The sequence below is a fragment of the Streptomyces sp. NPDC037126 genome (assembly GCF_055605965.1).
The window spans coordinates 1-21,055 of the sequence record NZ_JBVJTD010000002.1 but is presented as its reverse complement, the minus strand read 5'-3'; the positions used below and the strand labels follow the sequence as shown (position 1 = coordinate 21,055).

The 21,055-nt window shown below is 67.7% G+C and carries 16 protein-coding genes and 3 pseudogenes; 13 read left to right on the top strand and 6 right to left on the bottom strand.

Features of this window, described 5'->3' with window-relative positions; all coding sequences use genetic code 11:
* The first annotated feature begins 100 nt into the window (after positions 1-100).
* A complete protein-coding gene (locus ACZ7FF_RS05095) occupies positions 101-1,963 on the top strand; it encodes an NAD-binding protein (protein WP_470809622.1) in 1,863 nt (620 codons plus the stop codon).
* 140 nt (positions 1,964-2,103) lie between these two features.
* Here ACZ7FF_RS05095 and ACZ7FF_RS05090 read toward each other — a convergent pair whose 3' ends face one another.
* Positions 2,104-2,625 (bottom strand): hypothetical protein, encoded by a 522-nt coding sequence (locus ACZ7FF_RS05090; protein WP_470809621.1) that lies wholly within the window; start codon positions 2,623-2,625, stop codon positions 2,104-2,106.
* 212 nt (positions 2,626-2,837) lie between these two features.
* On the opposite strand from ACZ7FF_RS05090, the pseudogene ACZ7FF_RS05085 reads away from it, so the two are divergent.
* The 7 genes and pseudogenes from ACZ7FF_RS05085 to ACZ7FF_RS05055 all read left to right on the top strand — a co-directional run.
* Positions 2,838-3,146: pseudogene (locus ACZ7FF_RS05085) on the top strand (amino acid permease); the annotation flags it as partial.
* A gap of 405 nt (positions 3,147-3,551) precedes the next feature.
* Complete coding sequence (gene kdpF / locus ACZ7FF_RS05080; RefSeq protein WP_037770757.1) at positions 3,552-3,641, top strand: K(+)-transporting ATPase subunit F; 90 nt, start codon at positions 3,552-3,554, stop codon at positions 3,639-3,641.
* Positions 3,642-3,650: 9 nt separating this feature from the next.
* Complete coding sequence (gene kdpA, locus ACZ7FF_RS05075) at positions 3,651-5,315, top strand: potassium-transporting ATPase subunit KdpA (protein ID WP_470809619.1); 1,665 nt, start codon at positions 3,651-3,653, stop codon at positions 5,313-5,315.
* A complete protein-coding gene (kdpB, locus tag ACZ7FF_RS05070) occupies positions 5,312-7,441 on the top strand; it encodes a potassium-transporting ATPase subunit KdpB (protein WP_470809618.1) in 2,130 nt (709 codons plus the stop codon). The genes kdpA and kdpB overlap by 4 nt, the downstream gene beginning before the upstream one ends.
* 5 nt (positions 7,442-7,446) lie before the next feature.
* Positions 7,447-8,154: a potassium-transporting ATPase subunit C gene (locus tag ACZ7FF_RS05065; protein ID WP_470809617.1), complete on the top strand. Its 708-nt coding sequence runs from the start codon at positions 7,447-7,449 to the stop codon at positions 8,152-8,154.
* A gap of 133 nt (positions 8,155-8,287) precedes the next feature.
* Positions 8,288-8,971 (top strand): response regulator, encoded by a 684-nt coding sequence (locus ACZ7FF_RS05060; protein WP_470809616.1) that lies wholly within the window; start codon positions 8,288-8,290, stop codon positions 8,969-8,971.
* A 2-nt stretch (positions 8,972-8,973) separates the two neighbouring features.
* A complete protein-coding gene (locus tag ACZ7FF_RS05055; RefSeq protein WP_470809615.1) occupies positions 8,974-11,517 on the top strand; it encodes a DUF4118 domain-containing protein in 2,544 nt (847 codons plus the stop codon).
* A gap of 4 nt (positions 11,518-11,521) precedes the next feature.
* Here ACZ7FF_RS05055 and ACZ7FF_RS05050 read toward each other — a convergent pair whose 3' ends face one another.
* Together ACZ7FF_RS05050 and ACZ7FF_RS05045 are read right to left on the bottom strand one after the other, a co-directional pair.
* Entirely contained in the window at positions 11,522-12,088 is a 567-nt protein-coding gene (locus ACZ7FF_RS05050; protein ID WP_470809614.1) for a universal stress protein, read from the bottom strand.
* A gap of 451 nt (positions 12,089-12,539) precedes the next feature.
* Complete coding sequence (locus ACZ7FF_RS05045; RefSeq protein WP_470809612.1) at positions 12,540-14,510, bottom strand: potassium transporter Kup; 1,971 nt, start codon at positions 14,508-14,510, stop codon at positions 12,540-12,542.
* Positions 14,511-14,787: 277 nt separating this feature from the next.
* On the opposite strand from ACZ7FF_RS05045, the pseudogene ACZ7FF_RS05040 reads away from it, so the two are divergent.
* Positions 14,788-14,886: pseudogene (locus ACZ7FF_RS05040) on the top strand (hypothetical protein); the annotation flags it as partial.
* A gap of 49 nt (positions 14,887-14,935) precedes the next feature.
* The gene (locus ACZ7FF_RS05035) at positions 14,936-15,094 is read left to right on the top strand and encodes a hypothetical protein (RefSeq protein ID WP_470810613.1); all 159 of its coding nucleotides are present in this window, start codon (positions 14,936-14,938) and stop codon (positions 15,092-15,094) included.
* 81 nt (positions 15,095-15,175) lie between these two features.
* Here the strand turns inward: ACZ7FF_RS05035 and ACZ7FF_RS05030 are convergent.
* Positions 15,176-15,349 (bottom strand): annotated as a pseudogene (locus ACZ7FF_RS05030) (pirin family protein); the annotation flags it as partial.
* 112 nt (positions 15,350-15,461) lie between these two features.
* Between ACZ7FF_RS05030 and ACZ7FF_RS05025 the strand changes: the two are divergent.
* Complete coding sequence (locus tag ACZ7FF_RS05025; protein ID WP_470810567.1) at positions 15,462-16,589, top strand: tyrosine-type recombinase/integrase; 1,128 nt, start codon at positions 15,462-15,464, stop codon at positions 16,587-16,589.
* Positions 16,590-16,799: 210 nt separating this feature from the next.
* Here ACZ7FF_RS05025 and ACZ7FF_RS05020 read toward each other — a convergent pair whose 3' ends face one another.
* Both ACZ7FF_RS05020 and ACZ7FF_RS05015 read right to left on the bottom strand, forming a co-directional pair.
* On the bottom strand, positions 16,800-17,930 hold the full coding sequence (locus ACZ7FF_RS05020; RefSeq protein ID WP_470809610.1) for a tyrosine-type recombinase/integrase: 1,131 nt from the start codon (positions 17,928-17,930) through the stop codon (positions 16,800-16,802).
* Between the two features lie 110 nt (positions 17,931-18,040).
* Complete coding sequence (locus tag ACZ7FF_RS05015) at positions 18,041-18,211, bottom strand: helix-turn-helix domain-containing protein (RefSeq protein WP_470810566.1); 171 nt, start codon at positions 18,209-18,211, stop codon at positions 18,041-18,043.
* A gap of 398 nt (positions 18,212-18,609) precedes the next feature.
* On the opposite strand from ACZ7FF_RS05015, the gene ACZ7FF_RS05010 reads away from it, so the two are divergent.
* Together ACZ7FF_RS05010 and ACZ7FF_RS05005 are read left to right on the top strand one after the other, a co-directional pair.
* The gene (locus tag ACZ7FF_RS05010) at positions 18,610-19,335 is read left to right on the top strand and encodes a peptidylprolyl isomerase (protein ID WP_470809609.1); all 726 of its coding nucleotides are present in this window, start codon (positions 18,610-18,612) and stop codon (positions 19,333-19,335) included.
* A 410-nt stretch (positions 19,336-19,745) separates the two neighbouring features.
* Positions 19,746-21,014 (top strand): NB-ARC domain-containing protein, encoded by a 1,269-nt coding sequence (locus tag ACZ7FF_RS05005; protein WP_470809607.1) that lies wholly within the window; start codon positions 19,746-19,748, stop codon positions 21,012-21,014.
* Positions 21,015-21,055: the final 41 nt, after the last annotated feature.

Here is a 21,055-nt window from a genome sequence, read left to right as displayed (position 1 = left end):
CGGGCCGCCCGGTGGAACGACGTCACGCCTCCCGCCGTTCCTCTCTGATGTGACGTCAACTCTCCAACTCAGGCCGGAACTTGGACAGCGTTCGCAGCACATGGTGATCTGCGGTGACGACGGACTCGCGCACCGGCTCGCCCTCGAACTGGACGCCGTGTGCGGTGAGGTCGTCACCGTGGTGGTGCCGTCCCGGGACGACGAGTACGGCGCGGGGATCGCCGCGCTGCACGAGGACCCCCGGTCGCCGGTGGAGCTGCTCGTCTCCGTACGCCCGGACGAGCGGACCCTGCGGGCCGCCGGGGTGGAGCGGGCCGCCGCGCTCGCCCTCACCTACCGAGACGACCAGGTCAACATGACCGCCGCCCTGCTGGCCCGCACCCTCAACCCGTCGATACGGCTGGTGGTGCGGATGTTCCACCGCGAGCGCGGCCGGCACCTGGAGCGGCTGCTGGACCGTGCCGCCGGTCTGTCCGGGGAAGCGGTGCAGGACACCTCCACCACGGTGCTGTCCGACGCCGACACCGCCGTACCCGAACTCGTGGCGGCAGCCGCCGTCGGTCATGGGCACACCCTGCAGGTGGAGGGAAAGGTCTTCCGCGGTGTCGTGCGTCCGGCCGGAAGCCCGCCGCAGGCCACCGACCTGGCCACGCTCGCCGTACTATCCGGCGCCCACCAGGACGACCCGGCGAGCCAGGACAGCCCGGAGACCCCCGGCGAGGACGGCACCCAGCTGCTGCCGGACACCCGGACCGCCTACCACCGCCAGTTCACGCACGGCCGGCTGATGCTCCAGGAGGTCACCCACCAGCACGCGCTCGAAGCGGCGCCCAGACGACTGCGCGTCCGCCCCGGCGCCTGGCTGCGGGCCCGGCTCGCGCACCTGCCGTGGCGGGTGTTCCTCTCCCGGGAGGTCACAGCCGTCTTCGGCGCGCTCGGCGCGATGGTGCTGGCCCTGGCCGCCGCCACGGCGCTGTTCGCCGACGAGCACCCGTGGTGGAAGAACCTGTACCTGCCCATGCTGGACATCTTCACCATGGGCGACCCGGCCACCGACGAGCCCGTCGCCCGCCGCATCCTCCAGCTGGTGGCAGGTTTCGTCGGCCTGGCGGTGCTGCCGCTCGTCGTGGCCGCCACACTGAACGCCACCGAAGCCTTCCGCGCAGCCTCCGCCAGCCATCCGCCCGACGAGAACACGACCGGCCACATCGTCCTCGTCGGCCTCGGGAAGATCGGTACGCGGGTGCTGGCCCGGCTGCGCACCACGGACCACCAGGTCGTGGTGATCGAACGCGACCCGCACGCGCGGGGCGTCGCGTTCGCGCGGGAACTGGGCGTACCGCTGATCCTGCAGGATGCCACCGCTCCCGGCGTGCTCGACCTGGCCCGCGTCCGGCGCAGTAGCTCGCTGCTGGTCCTGACCCGTGACGACGGCCAGAACCTGGACATCGTCATGGCCGTCCGGGAGAGCAACCCCGCCGTGCGCGTCGTCATGCGGCTGTATGACGACGACCTGGCAGCGACCGTCCAGCGGACCCTGCGTGCCTCGTACCCGGACGCGCTCACCCGCAGCCGAAGCGTTTCCGCACTGGCCGCGCCGTCCTTCGCCGCCGCCATGATGGGCCGCCATGTGCTGGGTGTGATGCCGGTGGAGCGGGGCTCGCTGCTGTTCACCTGCGTGGACGTGTCCGGGCATCCGGAACTGGAAGGGCGGTCGGTGCATGAGGCGTTCCGGGAGAACGAGTGGCGGGTGCTCGCCGTCGGGGCCGCGGGTGCTGCCGCGGACCCGTCGTCGATGGACACCCTCACCGGTCTGCGTCTGGACCGGTCGGGCTTCGACTGGCGTCCGTCGCAGGGCCGCGTGTTGAGGGCTGGTGACCGAGTGGTCCTGGCGACGACGCGGCGCGGGCTGGACATCCTCATGACAGGAGTGCAGCCGCATCCTGCGAACCGGAGGGATTGAGCCCTGACCAGCCCGTAGTTGGCAAGGCGGGTTCCGCTGAGGCTGCCGGTGTCCAGACGTTCGTCCGCTTCAGCGGAACCCTGCCCCGAACACGCCATCGAGCAGCGTGACCAGCAGCCGCGACAGACTCGGGGGCAGTGCTAGTCCAGTCCGGACGCCTTGAACACGGCCTGTGCCGTCTGGCGGTCCATGCGGGCCGACAGGCGGCGCAGAGCGGTCTGCCCGCACAGCAGCAGGCCGTCGGCCGCCGCTTTGCGCACGCCCTCGTGCAGGCGGAACCACAGGTGCGGGTTGCGGACGAGGACTTCGGGGTCGATCTGGACCCGGCCGCCCATCGCGTCCCGCAGCACGAGCTGCGGGGAGACGCCGTCCAGGCAGCGAACCGACACCAGCAAGTCCGTCCGCACACGCTGCTCGCGCACGAGTCGGCGTGAGGCCAGCCAATTCCGGCCTGCGGACACACGGGCGGGGAAGAGCACGACGAACAGCAGCCCTGCGAGTGCGCACCACAGCGCGGTGCGCCATAGGGCAATTCTGCCGGTGCCCCAGTCGACCAGGAGTAGCAGGGCGAGCAGAACGCCGGCGCAACGGACGGCGCTCCGCAACTGCCTCGTCCAGTCGAGGTCGTTCGCCACCTCACCGGACCCGTCAGGGCGTGCCATGGCGGACACCGTAGTCACCTGGAGGGCCCGAGCGACGGACCTTGATACGGCTCTGACGGAGACGGCCGCCAAGATCGCGTCAAAGTCGGGTGGACGGGCGCGAAGATGCCGCAAGGAAGGGCCGGAAGCGGCTGGAAACGGTCAGAACCTGGGTGCACTCGCGCACCTCTCAACCATCGTGCGCAGCGGAAAGAAGTAAGGAGCACGCACCCATGTCCGTTCTGACCACCGAGCAGCCGGATGCCGTCCCCGCCGGCGAGGAGCCGCCTGATACCGGGGAGCGGCATCGGCTGACCGCCGTTACGGGGCTCGCGGCGCTGTCGCTGGACGCGATGGCGTCGGTGGCGTACGGCCCGGAGGCGATCGTCCTGGTCCTGGCCGGCGCGGGTGCACACGGTCTCGGTTTCACGATGCAGGTGACGTTGGCCATCGCGGCCCTGCTGGCGGTGCTGGTGGCGTCGTACCGGCGGGTAATCGCCGCCTTTCCGGACGGCGGTGGGTCGTACGCCGCGGCGGAGACCGGCACCCGGGTCACCGTGCTGATCCCGGAGGCAGAGCCGGAGCGGTTGTGGCAGCGGCTGTTGCAGAACCAGCGGGGTGCGGTCGTCGCGCACGCGGTGCGGGGGGAGACGGACGCGGTGATCTGCCGTCTTCGCTTCCGGCTGTGAGCCAGGTCACCGGCTGTCACACCTGCCTACCGACCGGTACGGGTCAGCGGCCGTAAGAGTCCCGTCAAAGGTGCCCTGATGGCCGTATGAGGGTCGTCAACGGACGACCAGAACCAGCCAGAGACGCGCTTTCCTCTTACACGTCCGTTTCAATCGAACCTCACTCCAGGAGTTCGCGATGGCCGATCTGGCCTTCGTCGTCACCGTGCTCGCGGGTTTCGCGCTGGTGGCCCTTGTCGCCAAGGGGGTGACGAAGCTGTGACCGTCGAAAACGTCGTCGGCCTCGTCGTGGCCGTCGCCCTGCTGGGCTATCTCGTCCTCGCCCTGATCTTCCCGGAGAGGTTCTGAGAAACAGATATGGGTCCTGAACTCGCCGGCGTGTTGCAGTTGATCGCCCTCATCGGCGCACTGGCGCTCGCCTACGTTCCCGTTGGCAACTACATGGCCAAGGTCTACTCCTCGCGCAAGCACCTGCGGGTGGAGAAGTGGATCTACAAGGCCATCGGTGCCAACCCTGACACCGAGATGACCTGGCCCGCGTACCTGCGCGGTGTGCTGGCCTTCTCCGCCGTCAGCGTCCTCTTCCTGTACCTGCTGCAGCGGCTGCAGGGCGTGCTGCCCGGCTCGATGCATTTCTCGTCGGTCAACCCGGCGCAGTCGTTCAACACGGCCGTCTCGTTCGTGACCAACACCAACTGGCAGTCGTACTACGGCGAACAGACCATGGGGCACGTCGTGCAGACCGCCGGTCTGGCCGTGCAGAACTTCGTCTCCGCCGCCGTCGGTATCGCCGTCGCGGTGGCGCTGGTGCGTGGCTTCGCGCGCTCGCGCACCGGTGAGCTGGGCAACTTCTGGAGCGACCTGGTGCGCGGCACGCTGCGCATCCTGGTTCCCGGTGCCGTGATCGCCGCCGTCGTGCTGGTGGCGTGCGGCGCGATCCAGAACTTCTCCGGCATCCACGAGGTCGGCCAGTTCATGGGCGGCTCGCAGCAGTGGAACGGCGGGGCGGTGGCCTCGCAGGAGGCCATCAAGGAGCTGGGCACCAACGGCGGCGGCTACTTCAACGCCAACTCCGCCCACCCCTTTGAGAACCCCACCCCGTTCACGAACCTCTTCGAGATCTTCCTGATCCTCGTCATCCCGTTCTCGCTGACGCGCACCTTCGGCGTGATGGTCGGCAACGTGAAGCAGGGTTACGCGATCCTCGCGGCCATGGGCTTCATCTGGTTCGGCTTCGTCGCGCTGATGATGTGGACCGAGTTCGCGCACCACGGCCCGGCGCTGCAGGCCGCGGGCGGTGCGATGGAGGGCAAGGAGACGCGGTTCGGCGTCGGCTCCTCGTCGATCTTCGCCGTTTCCACGACGCTGACGTCGACCGGTGCGGTGGACTCCTTCCACTCGTCCTTCACCGGCCTGGGCGGCGGCATCACGATGCTGAGCATGATGCTGGGCGAGATCGCGCCCGGCGGCACTGGCTCCGGCCTCTACGGCATGCTGATCATGGCGGTCATCGCGGTGTTCATCGCCGGTCTGATGGTCGGTCGTACGCCCGAGTACCTGGGCAAGAAGATCGGTGGCCGCGAGATGAAGCTCGCCGCCTGCTACATCCTCATCACCCCCGCCCTGGTCCTGGTCTTCACGGCCGCCTCCATGGCCCTGCCGACCCCGCCGCACTCGATGCTCAACTCCGGCGCGCACGGGTTCTCCGAGGTCCTGTACGCGTTCACGTCGGCGTCGAACAACAACGGTTCGGCCTTCGCCGGTCTGAACGCGAACACCGACTGGTACAACACCATGACCGGGCTCGCGATGCTGCTCGGCCGCTTCCTGCCGATGGTGTTCGTCCTGGCACTGGCCGGCTCGCTCGCCGAGCAGAAGCCAGTACCGGTGACGGCAGGCACCCTGCGCACCGAGAAGCCGCTGTTCACCGGCCTGCTCGTGGGCGCGATCCTGATCATCACCGGTCTGACGTACTTCCCGGCGCTGGCGCTGGGCCCGCTGGCCGAGGGGCTGGCGTCATGACGACCCGAACGGAAAACCACGAGGACGCGATGTCCACACCCACCCTTGCGCCGCACCAGGACGCGCCGACCGGGCACAAGCCCGCCGAGGGCCGTGTCGGAGCGGGCCTCTTCGAACCCAAGGCGCTGCTCAAGTCGCTGCCGGACGCGTTCCGCAAGCTCGACCCTCGGGTGATGGTCAAGTCCCCCGTGATGTTCGTGGTGTGGATCGGTTCCGTGCTGACCACGGTGTTCTCCTTCCAGTACCCGGGTGACTGGTTCGGCTGGGCGATCAGCGCCTGGCTGTGGCTCACGGTGGTCTTCGCCAACCTGGCGGAGGCGGTGGCCGAGGGCCGGGGCAAGGCGCAGGCGGACACCCTGCGCAAGGCCAAGACCGACACGGTCGCCCGCCGGCTGCTGACGGACGGCTCCGAGGAGCAGGTCCCCGGCACCGCGCTGACCATCGGCGACCTCGTGGTCTGCGAGGCCGGCGACATCATCCCCGGTGACGGCGACGTCGTCGAGGGCGTCGCCTCGGTGGACGAGTCGGCGATCACCGGCGAGTCCGCGCCGGTCATCCGCGAGTCCGGCGGCGACCGCTGCGCGGTGACCGGCGGTACGAAGGTGCTGTCCGACCGGATCGTCATCAAGATCACGACGAAGCCCGGTGAGACCTTCATCGACCGGATGATCAACCTGGTCGAGGGCGCAGCCCGGCAGAAGACACCGAACGAGATCGCGCTGAACATCCTGCTCGCCTCGCTCACCATCGTCTTCCTGCTCGCGGTGGCGACCCTGCCGCCGTTCGCCACCTTCGCCCACACGCACCTGACGATGGTCGTCCTGGTGGCCCTGCTGGTCTGCCTGATCCCGACCACCATCGGCGCGCTGCTCTCGGCGATCGGCATCGCGGGCATGGACCGCCTTGTCCAGCGCAACGTGCTGGCGATGTCCGGGCGTGCGGTCGAGGCTGCCGGTGACGTGTCGACCCTGCTGCTGGACAAGACCGGCACCATCACCCTCGGCAACCGGCAGGCCGCCGAGTTCGTGCCGGTGCGCGGTACGACGGAGGCCGAGGTCGCGGACGCGGCCCAGCTGTCGTCCCTCGCGGACGAGACTCCGGAGGGCCGCTCGATCGTCGTGCTGGCGAAGGAGAAGTACGGGCTGCGCGAGCGGCACCAGGGCGAGCTGGTCGGCGCCGAGTGGATCGAGTTCACCGCCCAGACCCGTATGTCGGGCGTGGACGTCGACGGCCGGAAGATCCGCAAGGGCGCCACCGCCTCGGTCATCGCCTGGGTGAAGGAGGAAGGCGGCACCGTCGCGGAGGACGCCGACGCGATAGCGAACCGGATCTCCGAGGCGGGCGGCACCCCGCTGCTGGCCGCCGTCAAGGACGACAAGGGCGCCCGTGTGCTGGGTGTCATCTACCTCAAGGACGTGGTCAAGGAGGGCATGCGGGAGCGGTTCGAGGAGCTGCGCCGCATGGGCATCAAGACGGTCATGATCACGGGCGACAACCCGCTGACCGCGAAGGCCATCGCCGAGGAGGCGGGCGTCGACGACTTCCTCGCCGAGGCCACCCCCGAGGACAAGATGGCCCTCATCAAGCGGGAGCAGGCCGGCGGCAAGCTCGTCGCCATGACCGGTGACGGCACGAACGACGCGCCCGCGCTCGCCCAGGCGGACGTCGGCGTGGCGATGAACACCGGTACGTCGGCCGCCAAGGAGGCCGGCAACATGGTCGACCTCGACTCCAACCCGACCAAGCTGATCGAGATCGTGGAGATCGGCAAGCAGCTGCTGATCACCCGGGGTGCGCTGACGACGTTCTCCATCGCCAACGACGTCGCGAAGTACTTCGCGATCATCCCGGCGCTGTTCGCGGCGGTCTACCCGGGCCTGGACAAGCTGAACATCATGCACCTGTCCTCGCCGAACTCCGCGATCCTGTCCGCGGTCATCTTCAACGCGCTGATCATCATCGCGCTGGTGCCGCTGTCCCTGAAGGGCGTGCAGTACCGGCCGGTCAGCGCGGACAAGATGCTGCGGCGCAACCTCGGGATCTACGGAATCGGCGGCCTGATCGCCCCGTTCATCGGCATCAAGATCATCGACATGCTCATCTCCCTCATCCCCGGAATCGGCTGATCGCCATGAACAACTCGGTTACCAACACCGCCCGGTTGCTCGGGGCGGGCCTGCGTGCCCTCCTCGTGCTGACCCTGGTGACGGGCGTCATCTACCCGCTGGTCGTCACCGGCATCGCCCAGGGGCTGTTCGGCGACAAGGCGAACGGCTCGGAGATCAAGGCGGACGGCAAGGTCGTCGGCTCGTCCCTGATCGGGCAGTCCTACGACCTGCCGCTGAAGAAGGGGCAGCAGACCCCGGACCCGGACCTGAAGTGGTTCCAGGGACGCCCGGCCAACGGCCTCGGCGCCAACAGCGTCAACACGCGGTACAAGCTGATCCTGTCCGGCGCCACCAACCTGTCCGCCGACAGCGGCGCGGTGAACGGCAAGTGCCCCGACAAGCCCGACGACGGCACGCTCTGCGCACAGGTGCTCGCCGCCAAGGCCGCCGTCGTGAAGGACAACTCCGTTCCCGGCTACACCGTGAAGCCGTCGGACGTCCCCGCGGACGCGGTGACCTCCTCCGGCTCCGGCCTGGACCCGGCGATCTCCCCGGCCTACGCCGAACTCCAGGTGCACCGGGTCGCCGCGAAGAACGATCTGTCCGTCTCCGCGGTGGAGAAGCTGGTCAAGGACCACACCACCGGCCGAACCCTCGGTTTCATCGGTGAGCCGCAGGTGAACGTCCTGGAACTCAACATCGCGCTCAAGGCCCTCGCAGCAAAGCAGTGACGGCCTTACGCGACCCACACGGGAGTCGGCGGTCCGGGACGCAACCCGGGACCGCCGGCTCCCGCAGCCATGACGTCGGTCGCCCTGCCTCTGGCGCGTGCGGAGCGACGTACGACAGGAGAGGCACACACCCATGACCAGGGTGCTCGTGGTGGAGGACGACCCGCAGCTCGTGCGGGCCCTCGTCATCAACCTGCAGGCACGTCACTACGGGGTGGACGCGGCCCCCGACGGGGCCACGGCCCTCCGGCTCGCCGTCGCACGCCAGCCCGACGTCGTCCTGCTCGACCTCGGCCTGCCAGACATGGACGGCGTCGACATCATCAAGGGGCTGCGTGGCTGGACGCGCGTGCCGATCATGGTGCTGTCCGCCCGCCAGGCGTCCGACGAGAAGGTCGCCGCCCTTGACGCCGGTGCCGATGACTACGTCACGAAGCCGTTCAGCATGGACGAGCTGTTGGCCAGGCTGCGGGCTGCCGTCCGCCGGACGGAGGACACACCGCTGGTGCCCGAGACGACGCTCGTGGAGACGGATTCCTTCACCCTGGACCTGCTCGCGAAGAAGGCCGTACGGGACGGGCAGGATGTGCGGCTGACCCCGACCGAGTGGCACCTGCTGGAGATCCTCGTCACCAATCCGGGACGGCTGATCACCCAGAAGCAGCTTCTGCAGGAGGTGTGGGGTGTCACGCAGAGCAACAAGACGAACTACCTGCGCGTCTACATGGCCCAGTTGCGGCGCAAACTGGAAGCTGACCCTTCCCACCCCCGCTATCTGATCACAGAGCCCGGCATGGGCTACCGCTTCGAAGGGTGAACATGGCACGCGGCAAGCTCCGGATCTATCTCGGCGCGGCACCCGGCGTCGGCAAGACGTACGCGATGCTGTCGGAGGCGCACCGCCGTATCGAGCGAGGCACCGACTGTGTCGTCGCGTTCGTCGAACACCACAACCGGCCGCGCACCGAGGTGATGCTGCACGGCCTGGAACAGGTGCCGCGCAAGGAACTCGCCTACCGGGGCAGCGTCTTCACCGAGATGGACGTGGACGCCGTCCTCGCGCGCCGTCCCCAGGTTGCGCTCGTGGACGAGCTGCCGCACACCAACATCCCCGGCTCGCGCAACGCCAAGCGCTGGCAGGACGTGGAGGAACTGCTCGCTGCCGGGATCGACGTGATCTCGACGGTCAACATCCAGCACCTCGAGTCCCTGGGCGACGTGGTCGAGTCGATCACCGGGGTCCGGCAGCAGGAAACCGTGCCCGACGAGGTGGTACGGCGGGCCGACCAGATCGAGCTGGTCGACATGTCCCCGCAGGCCCTGCGCCGCCGCATGGCCCACGGCAACATCTACAAGCCCGACAAGGTCGACGCAGCGCTCTCGAACTACTTCCGTCCCGGCAACCTGACCGCCCTGCGCGAGCTGGCGCTGCTGTGGGTGGCCGACCGGGTCGACGAGTACCTGAACGCGTACCGCAGCGAACACCGGGTGTCGACGATCTGGGGTTCGCGGGAGCGGATCGTGGTGGGGCTGACCGGCGGACCGGAGGGCCGGACGCTGATACGGCGTGCCGCGCGCCTGGCGGAGAAGGGCGCCGGCGGCGAGGTGCTGGCCGTCTACATCTCCCGGAGCGACGGCCTGACCTCGGCCTCCCCGAAGGAACTCGCCGTCCAGCGCACACTGGTGGAGGACCTGGGCGGTACCTTCCACCATGTGGTCGGTGACGACATACCGGTCGCGCTGCTGGACTTCGCGCGGGGCGTGAACGCCACCCAGATCGTGCTGGGCGTCTCCCGCCGCAGGAGCTGGCAGTACGTCTTCGGACCCGGTGTCGGCGCCACGGTCGCCCGGGACTCCGGTCCCGACCTCGACGTCCACCTCATCACGCACGACGAGGCGGGCAAGGGCCGCGGACTGCCGATCGCGCGCGGGGCACGGCTGGGGCGCTCGCGCATTCTGTGGGGCTGGTTCGCGGGCATCGGCGGCCCGGTGCTCCTGACGCTGCTGCTGACACACATCAGCACCGATCTCGGCCTCACGAACGACATGCTGTTGTTCCTGACGCTGACGGTGGCGGCGGCCCTGCTGGGCGGCCTGCTCCCGGCGCTGGCCTCCGCGGCATTCGGCTCCGTCCTGCTGAACTGGTACTTCACTCCGCCGGTGCACCGCCTCACCATCGCGGACCCGAAGAACATCCTCGCCCTGGTGATCTTCGTCGCGGTGGCCGTGTCGGTGGCCTCAGTCGTCGACCTGGCAGCCCGGCGCACCCACCAAGCGGCCCGGCTGCGCGCCGAGTCGGAGATCCTCTCCTTCCTCGCCGGCAATGTCCTGCGGGGCGAGACATCCCTGCAAGAACTGCTCGACCGGGTGCGCGAAACCTTCGGCATGGAGTCGGCGGCACTGCTGGAACGCGAGAACGACATCGCGCCGTGGACCTGCGCCGGCAGCGTCGGCCCTCGCCCCTGCGCCACCCCCGACGACGCGGACGTCGACGTCCCGGTCGGTGACCACATGTCACTCGCCCTGTCCGGCCGCGTGCTGCCGGCCGAGGACCGCCGCGTACTGGCCGCCTTCGCGGCCCAGGCGGCTGTGGTGCTGGACCGCCAGCGCCTGCAGCAGAAGGCGGACGAGGCGAAGGAGCTGGCGGAGGGCAACCGCATCCGCACCGCCTTGCTCGCGGCCGTCAGCCACGATCTGCGTACCCCGCTCGCCGGCATCAAGGCGGCGGTCACGTCGCTGCGTTCGGACGACGTGCAGTGGTCCGAGGACGACCAGGGGGAGTTCCTGGCGTCCATCGAGGAGGGCGCCGACCGCCTGGACCACCTCGTCGGCAACCTGCTCGACATGTCCCGCCTGCAGACCGGCACCGTCACGCCGATCATCCGCGAGACCGACCTGGACGAGGTGATCCCGATGGCGCTGGGAGGTGTACCCGAGGACAGTGTCGAGCTGGACATTCCGGAGACCCTGCCCATGGTCGACGTCGACATGGGCCTGCTGGAGCGGTCCGTCGCCAACGTGGTGGAGAACGCGGTGAAATACAGTCCCGCCGGCACCCCCGTCCTCGTCTCGGCGAGTGCCCTGGCCGACCGAGTGGAGATCCGCGTCGTCGACCGGGGTCCCGGTGTTCCGGACGAGGCCAAGTCCCGCATCTTCGAACCGTTCCAGCGCTACGGCGACTCGCCTCGCGGCGCCGGCGTCGGCCTCGGCCTCGCGGTGGCCCGAGGCTTCGCGGAGGCCATCGGCGGCACGCTCAACGCCGAGGACACCCCCGGCGGCGGCCTCACCATGGTCCTCACCGTGCCGACAGCACCGCAGCGACGCCCGGAGCAGCCGGACCTGCCGACAGCGGCCGCGCACTGACACCTCAGGCGTCGGGCGGCACCGTCTCGAACTCCTTCTGCAGGTCCCTGGTGTCCAGCCGCAGCCGCCAGGTGTTGCGGCGGTGCACGGCCGCCAGCGCGGCCTGCAGCGGGGAGGGCGGCACCGCGAGGACGGGGCAGCCGGCGTGGGCGAGGCAGTAGCGGCCGACCGACGGCGAGAGCGCGCGGTGCAGCCGGCTTCGCTGTCCGGCACCGACCACGAGGACGTCGTCCTCCCGGTCGGCGATCCGCACGAGTACCCATCCGGGCGCGCCCCGTGCGACGAGCGCCTGACCCGGAAGGCCGGTGTCCATGCCGCCGAACACCTCGCGCAGCGCTCCGACGAGCCTCTCCCGCGCTTGGCGCTCCCACGCTTGGACCATGACGGCTGCTGCCGGTGACCTGCGGGCGAGATGGTCCCCACCGGGCGGCTCCCAGGCCAGCACCGGCCACAGTTCGGCCCCCCGGCGCCTGGCCTCGTCGGCCGCGCGGCCCAGGGCGGTGAGACTGCCCAGCGAGCCGCTCACTCCCACCACGACACGAGCGCCTGAGGGCGGGCGGTACTCGGACATCTCATTCACCGTTCTACACACGCCGACCGAAGGCTTCCGGCCCGCGATCCTCATCGGAACCGCTTACATCCCACCGCGCAACGGGGCTTTCGAACAGTGCGTACGCCAGTTCTTGGCGACCTTCTGACATTCCTGTCCATGCCGTCTGACCAGGCACGTTAGCGTTCCGTCAAGGTCCGCCCATCTCCGTCAGCGTGGCGTCAGGACACCTTCGGACTCCAGGGAGACCGGGCCATGACGTCGACGACGAGCCCGGTCCTCCTCCTGGCGTCCGGGCTGTTCCAGACCCCTGCGCTCACTGTGCACCGTGTATGGCTCTCGGCCGGGAATTGGCCGCTCCACTCGGCCTCATGACCGTCGCGTGGACCCGCAGTTCACCGCCCGGGGCCGACGCCAGTCACGCATGGCAGACCGGACACCGGCCGGTATCCGGTCGCAATTGATGCACGCGCTATACCTCGATGTGCGAGCCCATGATGACCGTGCGATCGCGCGGGAGGCCGAAGTACTCGGCAGCATCGGCAGTGATGTATGAGGTGGTGATGAACAACCGCTTGCGCCAGGGCGCCATCGTGGGGGACTTGCCGCGCCGAAGGTCGATCTTCGACAGGAAGTAGGATGCCTGGTCGAGCTGCAACGGTCCCTCGGTCTGGGCCGGGGTGAGCATGGCCAGGGTGCCGGGGACGTCCGGTGTCTCCATGTAGCCGAACCGGGCGGTGACGTGGATGATCCCGTCGTCGGTGTAGCCGAGGTCGTCGACGACGATGCGCTGGTCGGCCGGGACGCGGGGCACGGTTTCGGTTTCGAGGGAGAGGATGACGACCTGGTCGTGTCGGACGTGGTTGTGCTCGACGTTGGCCCGCATGGCCAGGGGTGCGGTCTGCTTGCCTCGGTTGAGGAAGACGGCGGTTCCGGGGATCCGGCGCGTTGAGACCTTTCCCGAGCGGAGGTCGTCGATGAACTCGGGCAGCGGGCCTTCGAGTCGTGCCCGTTCGGCGGTGACGAGTTCGCGGCCGCGTTGCCAGGTCGTCATGACGGTGAACGCGGTGATGCCGATCAGCAGCGGCAGCCAGGCGCCGTGGACGAGTTTGGTCAGGTTGGCCGCCACGAACAGCAGGTCCACGAAGAGCAGCACGGTCGCGCCGACGACGATCAGCCACAGGGGCGTACGCCACTTCGCGCGGGCGACGTAGAAGAACAGCAGGGTGGTGATGGTGATGGTGCCGGTGACCGCCATGCCGAATGCGAAGGCGAGCGCCGTGGAGCTGCGGAAGGCGAGGACCAGGGTGAGGACCGAGACCATCAGCAGCCAGTTGATCCAGGGGACGTAGATCTGGCCGATGGTGGATTCGGAGGTGTGCGCGATCCGCAGCCTCGGCAGGTAGCCGAGCTGGGCGGCCTGGGAGGTGACCGAGTACGCGCCGGTGATCACGGCCTGGGAGGCGATGACGGTGGCCGCCGTGGCCAGCACGACCATCGGTAGGCGTCCCCAGTCGGGCGTGAGCAGGAAGAAGGGGCTGCTGATGTGGCGCGGGTCGGCGAGGATCAGGGCGCCCTGCCCGAGGTAGCTCAGGATGCAGGCGGGGAAGACGAGGAACATCCAGGCGCGGGTGATCGCCCGGCGGCCGAAGTGCCCCATGTCGGCGTAGAGCGCCTCGGCACCGGTGACCGCGAGCACGACCGCGGCCAGGGCGAAGAAAGCGGTGCCGAAATGGCCGAACAGAAAGCCCACGGCGTAGGTCGGCGACAGCGCCCTGAGGATGGCCGGGTGGTCGGCGATGCCGGCGATGCCGCAGGCACCGATGGCCGCAAACCAGGCGATCATGACCGGTCCGAACACCCGGCCCACCGCCGCGGTTCCCCGGCGCTGCACCAGGAACAGCAGCACGATGATCACCGCGGTGATAGGAACTACCGCGCCTTCCAGCGACGGCTGGACGACCTTGAGCCCTTCGACCGCGGACAGTACCGAGATGGCCGGGGTGATCATGCTGTCGCCGAAGAACAGCGACGCGCCGAAGATGCCCAGTGCGGCCAGTACGGCCGCCGCTCGCCGGCTGCGCTGTGAGCTCCAGCGTCGCACCAGGGTGATGAGCGCCATGATGCCCCCCTCGCCGTCGTTGTCGGCGCGCATGGCCAACAGCACATAGGTGACCAGGACGATGATCACCACCGACCAGAACACCAGCGACACCACGCCGTAGACGTTCTGCGTGGTGACCGGGACGGGGTGCGGGTCTCTCGGGTTGAACACGGTCTGGAGCGTGTAGATCGGGCTGGTCCCGATGTCACCGAAGACCACACCGAGAGCACCGATCACCAGCGCGAGGCGCACCGCGTCATGCCCGCCCGCACGGTCAGGCTCCGGCGCAAGCGCCGCAGATCCGTCGCCGGGCGCGGTTCCTTGCGCGCGATCGGCCATGGCGATCCTCCTCCTCGAGGGCCGTCGTGTTGCAGGCCCAGTGGGGCGGACGATACCGATCGCCAGCGCGAATACCGGTACATGGGTGCGGCATGGACTCGAACGGCGTCGTCACCTTGGTCGAGTCGAGGGTCCAGCCTCCACGCCGACGCCCGCGCCACCAACTGCGCTGGATACCGGCGACGACCGATAGCGAACTGACGCTATCGGGTCTGCTGCACGATCGGGTGACATCTGAACTGGCAAGCCCTGGGGGGCGGGTGGGAAGGGTGTCGCTGTGCCCAAGCCCTATCCGGAAGAGTTCCGCCAGGACGTCGTGCGAGTCGCGAGGAACCGCGGCCCGGGTGTCACGGTCGAGCAGGTGGCCACCGATTTCGGGGTTCACCCGATGACGTTGTGGGAGTGGATGCGCCGGGCGGACATCGATGACGGGTCCAAGCCCGGTGACCAGCCAGGAGAGCGCGGAACTGTGGGAAGCGCGTCGGCGGATCAAGCTGCTGGAGCAGGAGAACGAGGTCCTGCGCCGGGCCGCGGCCTATCTGTCGCAGGCGCATCTGCCGGGAAAAGGATCTACCCGCTCGTGAAGCTCAAGCAGTCTGAGTGAACCGGACGAGGCGTGTTCAGCCTCGCCCGGCCATGTGCGTGCCGGACTGGAACATGTCAGCTCAGCGTACTCGGCCCCGCGGTTTCAGTGGTGTCGGCGGCAGTTCAGGGGCGGGTAGGGGCGCTCCGTCGTAACCCTTCACTTCCCCAAATCTCGACCCGCTCACCCACTCCTCCCGGGCTTGTTTGATATCGCCCTGAGTGCGTCCGACGAAGTTCCACCACATATCGAATTCCGCCGCTGTTTTAGCAGGTCAACGGCCTGCGCGACTGCTCCTGGTCAGCAAAAGGTCAGCATCAGTCGTGAGGAGTCGGTCGGCCATGGCGCGGGATACGTTGGTTCGGGGGATGGGATCGTTCTTCAAGGAGTGCGAGCACCCGCGGTCTCGGTGGTCGAAGTGCCCCCACCCCTACAAGATCCGATACCGGTCGGCGGCCGGCAAGCAGATGGAGGAGTCGGGGTTCGCGGACCGCGACAAGGCCATTGGACGTTTGACAGAGATCTACAACGAGAAGAAGGCGGCACCGCAGGCTCGGTCGAAGGCGGAGCGCCTCCAGAAGTACGGGTCGATGAGGTTCGAGGAGTACGTCGAGGAGTGGAAGGCCGGGCAACGGCACCTGGCTGTCTCGTCGGTGCGACACCTCGACTCCCTCCTGGAGCACCATCTCTATCCGGCGCTCGCCAGCCGACGGATGAACTCCTTTGACCACAAGGTGGTTGACGGCTTCGTCCGCCTCATGGAACGCAACGGTGCGGGTCTGGCCACCCAGGCCAACGCCTTCGACAAACTGCGCGCGATCCTTCTCGATGCACATCGGCTCGGTGTCTTCACCGACAACCCGGTGGCCGGCGTCAAGCCGCCACAGTACGATCCCAAGCGCGCCGTTATTCCGTCCCCTGAACAACTTCGTGCGATACGCACCGCAGGTGATCACGCGCTCATGCTGATCGTCGACCTGATGAGCGGCTGTGGCCTCCGCAACGGCGAGGCGGCGGCCGTGAACGTCAACAACATCGTGGCTGACGACGTGTATCGCGTCACCGAGCAGGTCGTCATGTCCACTCGTCAGTACGGCCCGCTCAAGCATCGGAAGGCGGGGGAGTACCGGGATGTTCCGCTTCCCGCTCGAGTCAGGGAGACCATCGAGTGGTACGCCGAGACGTACGGCACGGTCGATGGCTACTTGCTGCGTCAGCCGACCGACCCCAGCAAGCCGTATCCGCACTGGGGTATGGACAACCAATGGCGACGGATCAGGGCGTCCGGCAAGGTGGACATCCCCGAGGGGATGGTCCTCTATGGGAACCGCCACTTCTTCGCGTCAAACTGCCTGAGCAACGGCATTCCGATCACCGACGTGGCTGAGTGGATGGGGCACAAGAGTCTCGACGTCACGTTCAAGATCTACCGACACCTCATGCCCGGATCGATCAACAAGGCGGCGAGAGTCCTCAACCTCAATCTTGCTGCTTGAGCCAGGGGCTGCGGTCGTCGACCCCGGACGCCGCGCGATCGCGGTAACCTCGCCGACACCTCCGCCATGCAAGCGCTTCATGGAGCCTCCGCAGCGCAACGAGCGCTTGGCTGTTGTGGGTGTTCAAGGCCGAGAGGCGAAACGAGAGCGCCAGGCCGTTGCGGTCGCGGATCAGTCGGATCGCTGGTCCGCTCGTGCCGGGGTTGGCTGCTACGCAGCGAGCTCCAGATTGAGGACTTTCGAGGCTGCGCTTATCGAGCCGGGCATGAGGTGCCGATAGATCTTGAAGGTGATGGCGATGTTCTTGTGTCCCATCCACTCAGCCACGTCGGTGATGGGTACGCCATGGGTGAGGCAGTTGGAAGCGAAGAAGTGTCGGAAGCCGTAGATCACCATCCCCGGGGGGACGTGAACCTGGGCCCTTTTCTTGATGCGCCGCCACTGGTTGCTGAGGCAGTAGTGCGGGAACGGCCGGGACGGATCGTTCGGGTGTCGCAGCAGGTAGCCGTTGAGGGTGCCGTGCTTGTCGGCATACCACTCGATCGTCTCCCTGACCCTGGCTGGCAGGGGCACGTCGCGGTACTCGTTCGGCTTCCGGTGCTTGAGTGGACCGTACTGGCCGGTGGTCTGGTTGACCTGTTCCGTGACCCGGTAGACGTCGTCGGTCACGATGTTGCGCAGGTTGACCGCAGCAGCTTCGCCATTGCGCAGGCCGCAGCCGCTCATCAGGTCCGCGATCAGCAAGAAACGGTCGTCGCCGGCCACCCGTATCCGCCGCAACTGCTCTGGTGAGGGAATGACTGCGCGCTCGGGGTCGTAGTGTGGCGCCTTGACACCCCTGAGTGGGCTCTCGTCGAAAAGACCCAGCCGGTGGGCGTCGAGCAGGACCGCTTTGAGCTTGTCGAAGGCGTTGGACTGGGTGGCCAGGCCGACACCGTTGCGTTCCATGGTCTGGATGAAGCCGTCGACGACCTTGTGATCGAACGTGTTCATCCGCCGGCTGCCCAGCACGGGAAGGAGGTGGTGCTGCAGCAGAGAGTCCAGATGCCGTACCGAGGCGGGGCCCAGGTCCCGCTGTCCGGCCTTCCACTCGCTCGCGTACTCCTCGAACCGCATCGCCCCGTAGGTCGCGAGCCGCTCCGCCTTGGCCTGGGTTCGCGGGCCGGCGGCCTTCTTCTCGTTGTATATCTCCGTCAGACGTCCGATGGCCTGGTCCTGGGTTGCAAAACCTGACTCCTGCACCTGCTTTCCGCGCGCCGAACGGTATCGGATCTTGTAGGGGTGGGGGCACTTCGACCACCGAGACCGCAGATGCTCGCACGTCTTGAAGAACGAGCCCATCCCACGAATCAACGAACGAGACACAGAAGATGATTTCCGATCATATGCTGTATGGGGGTCCGCAATCATACCGGGCCAGCTCGTCAGTCCGAGTCGGCACTTCGGTTGTTCTACGGTGTGCGTTGTTGCTTAAGCCACGCTTCGACATCTGACATCTTGAATCGAATCTTGGCGTTAGGTCCTGCTCCAAACCGGTAAGAGGCGAGTCCCGCGTGGGCGGCATTCTTGTAGATCCAGGAGATGGATACGTTCAGGTATTCTGCCGTTTCTCGCACGCTCATGAACTGCGGTGTCATAGCCCCTCAAGAGTCCTGTGGTCCGCTCTGCAACCGCCGCCGTGACCTTGTCAGTGGACCGCGCGTTGAGGATTCCATGGTCTGGTCAATTGCCGGTTTGGCCAACCGGCGATGGTGGGCTATGTTGCGCGCGGCTGAACTGTTGAAAGGCTCGTGCAGGCACCAACCGCCCTTGCTGGCCCCTGCCATCGGCATCAGCCGTCAGGTCGGTCCGTAATCCTGATCAGCCAGCCGACGCTGTGCCGCATCCGAACGTAGTGGCCTGCGGCCGCGGGTCGAAGGCTGGGAGGCGGATGTGGCTTGCGGGTGGGTTCTCGCGCGCCGGGCCGCGCTTTAGGCTGCGACCGCTCCGACATCTGGCGATCTTTTGGAGGGTGTGCAGGATGAACCGAGCTCTCATGACCGCATGGGCGGCAGCAGCGTTGGTCGTGTCCGGGGGCAGCACCACCGCCTCCGCTTCCGATGCCCCGCCGCGAACCACGCACGGTCCTTGCCAGTACACCCAGACCCCGGACGAGCCGGCGGCGCGACCGGTTCCCCTGCCGCCCGACCCCCGGCACACCCCCAGTCACGGCACGGTCGATATGGCTGTCCGGACCAGTCAGGGCCCGCTCCCGCTACGTCTTGACCGGGCGAAGGCGCCGTGCACGGTCCAGAGCTTCGTGCACCTGGCGCGGCACCGGTTCTACGACCGTACGGTGTGCCATCGGTTGACGGCGTATCCGACGCTGAAGGTCCTGCAGTGTGGCGACCCGACCGGCACCGGCGAGGGCGGGCCGGGGTACGAGTACAAGGACGAGCTGCCGGTGGACCTGCCGCCGGCACCGAGCGATCCGACCGGCGTCCGTCGCCTTTACGGGCGCGGTTTGCTGGCGATGGCCAACGCCGGGCCAAACACGAACGGTTCGCAGTTCTTCGTCGTCTACGGCGACTCCGCGCTGCGACCCAACTACACGGTGTTCGGCACGGTCGGTGCCGCCGGCCTGAAGACGCTCGACAAGATCGCTGCTGGCGGTATCGAGCCAACTTCGCAGGACCCGGCGCCCGTCGACGGCACGCCCGTCCTGCGGACCGAGCTGCTTAGCGTCCGGCCGTCCTGCCGGCCCTGATGAACTGTGGTGCCGATCACCGTGGGTCCAGCTACGTGCCTGGTCTCACGGAGATGTGAAGTAGCCGTTGCCGGACTCCGCCCAGATGACGTCGCCGATGCTGTCGTAGAAGGTGACCAGGCCACCTGGAGGGGTTCACATGCAGGCCGGGCGCTGCCGTTCGAGCCGATGACCCCTTGCCCTCCCAGGACCTTCGTGGAGCGACTCCTGGGAGCGGAGTATGGTGCGGGCCCTACGCCGCCGAGGACTGGCTCACGTTGCTGGCACGGTGGCGTCCGCTGCAACCCGGGCGTTGAGAGTGTCATAACTGACTCCGGGAAAGCCATCGCACATATGGCCAGGTTGCCCTTCGTTGTCATACCTCGCGCCTACTGTGAATCCCGCAGTAGGGCTCGACGCGAGGGGGTTGCGTGGCGATCGACGGTGGGCGTGTTGCTGCTCGCGGGTTTCAGTATCAGTACCTGCGTACGGTCGAAGCTTTGTTGGCTGGCATGCAGCAGGGTGAGGCGACTGCTTGTCGTGTCGAGGGGCCCGGGAATGCGGTGTCCGGCCACCATGTGGATTCGGTCGATTTCGATCTGGTCGATGCCTCTGGTTGCTCGCTGCTTGCGGTGCAGGTGAAGAGTGCTGGTGCGGGACGGACCGTGAGGGCGCGCGAGGCTGTGTCGGTGCTGGTTCATCTGGTCACCGGCTTCGAAGCCGACCAGTACCGTTTGATCACGTCCGCTGTGCCGGACGAAGGATGTCTGCATTTGGGTGAACTGCTGAAGCGTCACGGTGGTGACGCTGCGCGTCTCAAGGCGGGGCTTCAGGAGCTCTTGGTACGGGCTCCGGCCGCCTGGGGCCTATGCCAGGCGTTGTCCGCGGAGCACTGGGAGCGCTTGGGGCGGGCGCGCATTGAGTTCGATGCCCGCACTGATGAGCAGTTGCGTGAGGACCTCCACAGTGCGCTGCGTTTGGAGCGGGAGAGGGCTGGGCGGGGGTTGTCCGGTCGGGCCGGTGGGCTTGTGCTGGGCTGTTTGGTGGCCGAAGTGATGCGTCGGGCGGCTGATCCCGGTCTAGCGCAGTGGGATGTGAGTGATTTCCGCCGGTCGGTGCTGGTCGGTGATGAGGAACTGCGTTCGGCTCTGGGGCGGCAGCATCTGGGCATTGTGTTCGGGCAGGCGCCTCCGGTTCCGGAGGTGGACCGGGCGCACTTCGTCGAGAAGGTAGGCGAGGTACTGCTGGGTGGGCAAGATTCGGCGCAGGGTGTGCGGACGTGTGTCATCACGGGTTTGTCGGGCTTGGGTAAATCCAGTCTTGCTGCTGCGTACATCGCGGCTGAGGCGTTCCGCTATGACGCTGTGTTTTGGGTTGATGCTGAGAGCGAAGAGTCTTTGGTGGCGTCGTTCGTCCGGGTGCTGGCGCACCTCACGGGTAGCGCGGAGCAAACGGAGGTGCGGGATCCGCGGCTGGTATGTGAGCGGGTTCACGCCGAGCTGCAGTCGCTACCGGGGCGTTGGCTCATGGTTCTTGACGACGCGAGCGCGTCCGTTGCCGGCGCCTGGATTCCCCGGCGGGGGCGCGGCCAGGTCATCGTGACGGCGTTGGGTGGTCACTGGCCGAGGGTGGATGGGCGCATCGATCTAGGGTCCGTCTTCAAACGGATCTTGCCCAGAGCAGGAACGACGCGAGAGTGACCGCTGCTTCGTAGGAGGTGGCGGTCTTTTCGTATCGGGTG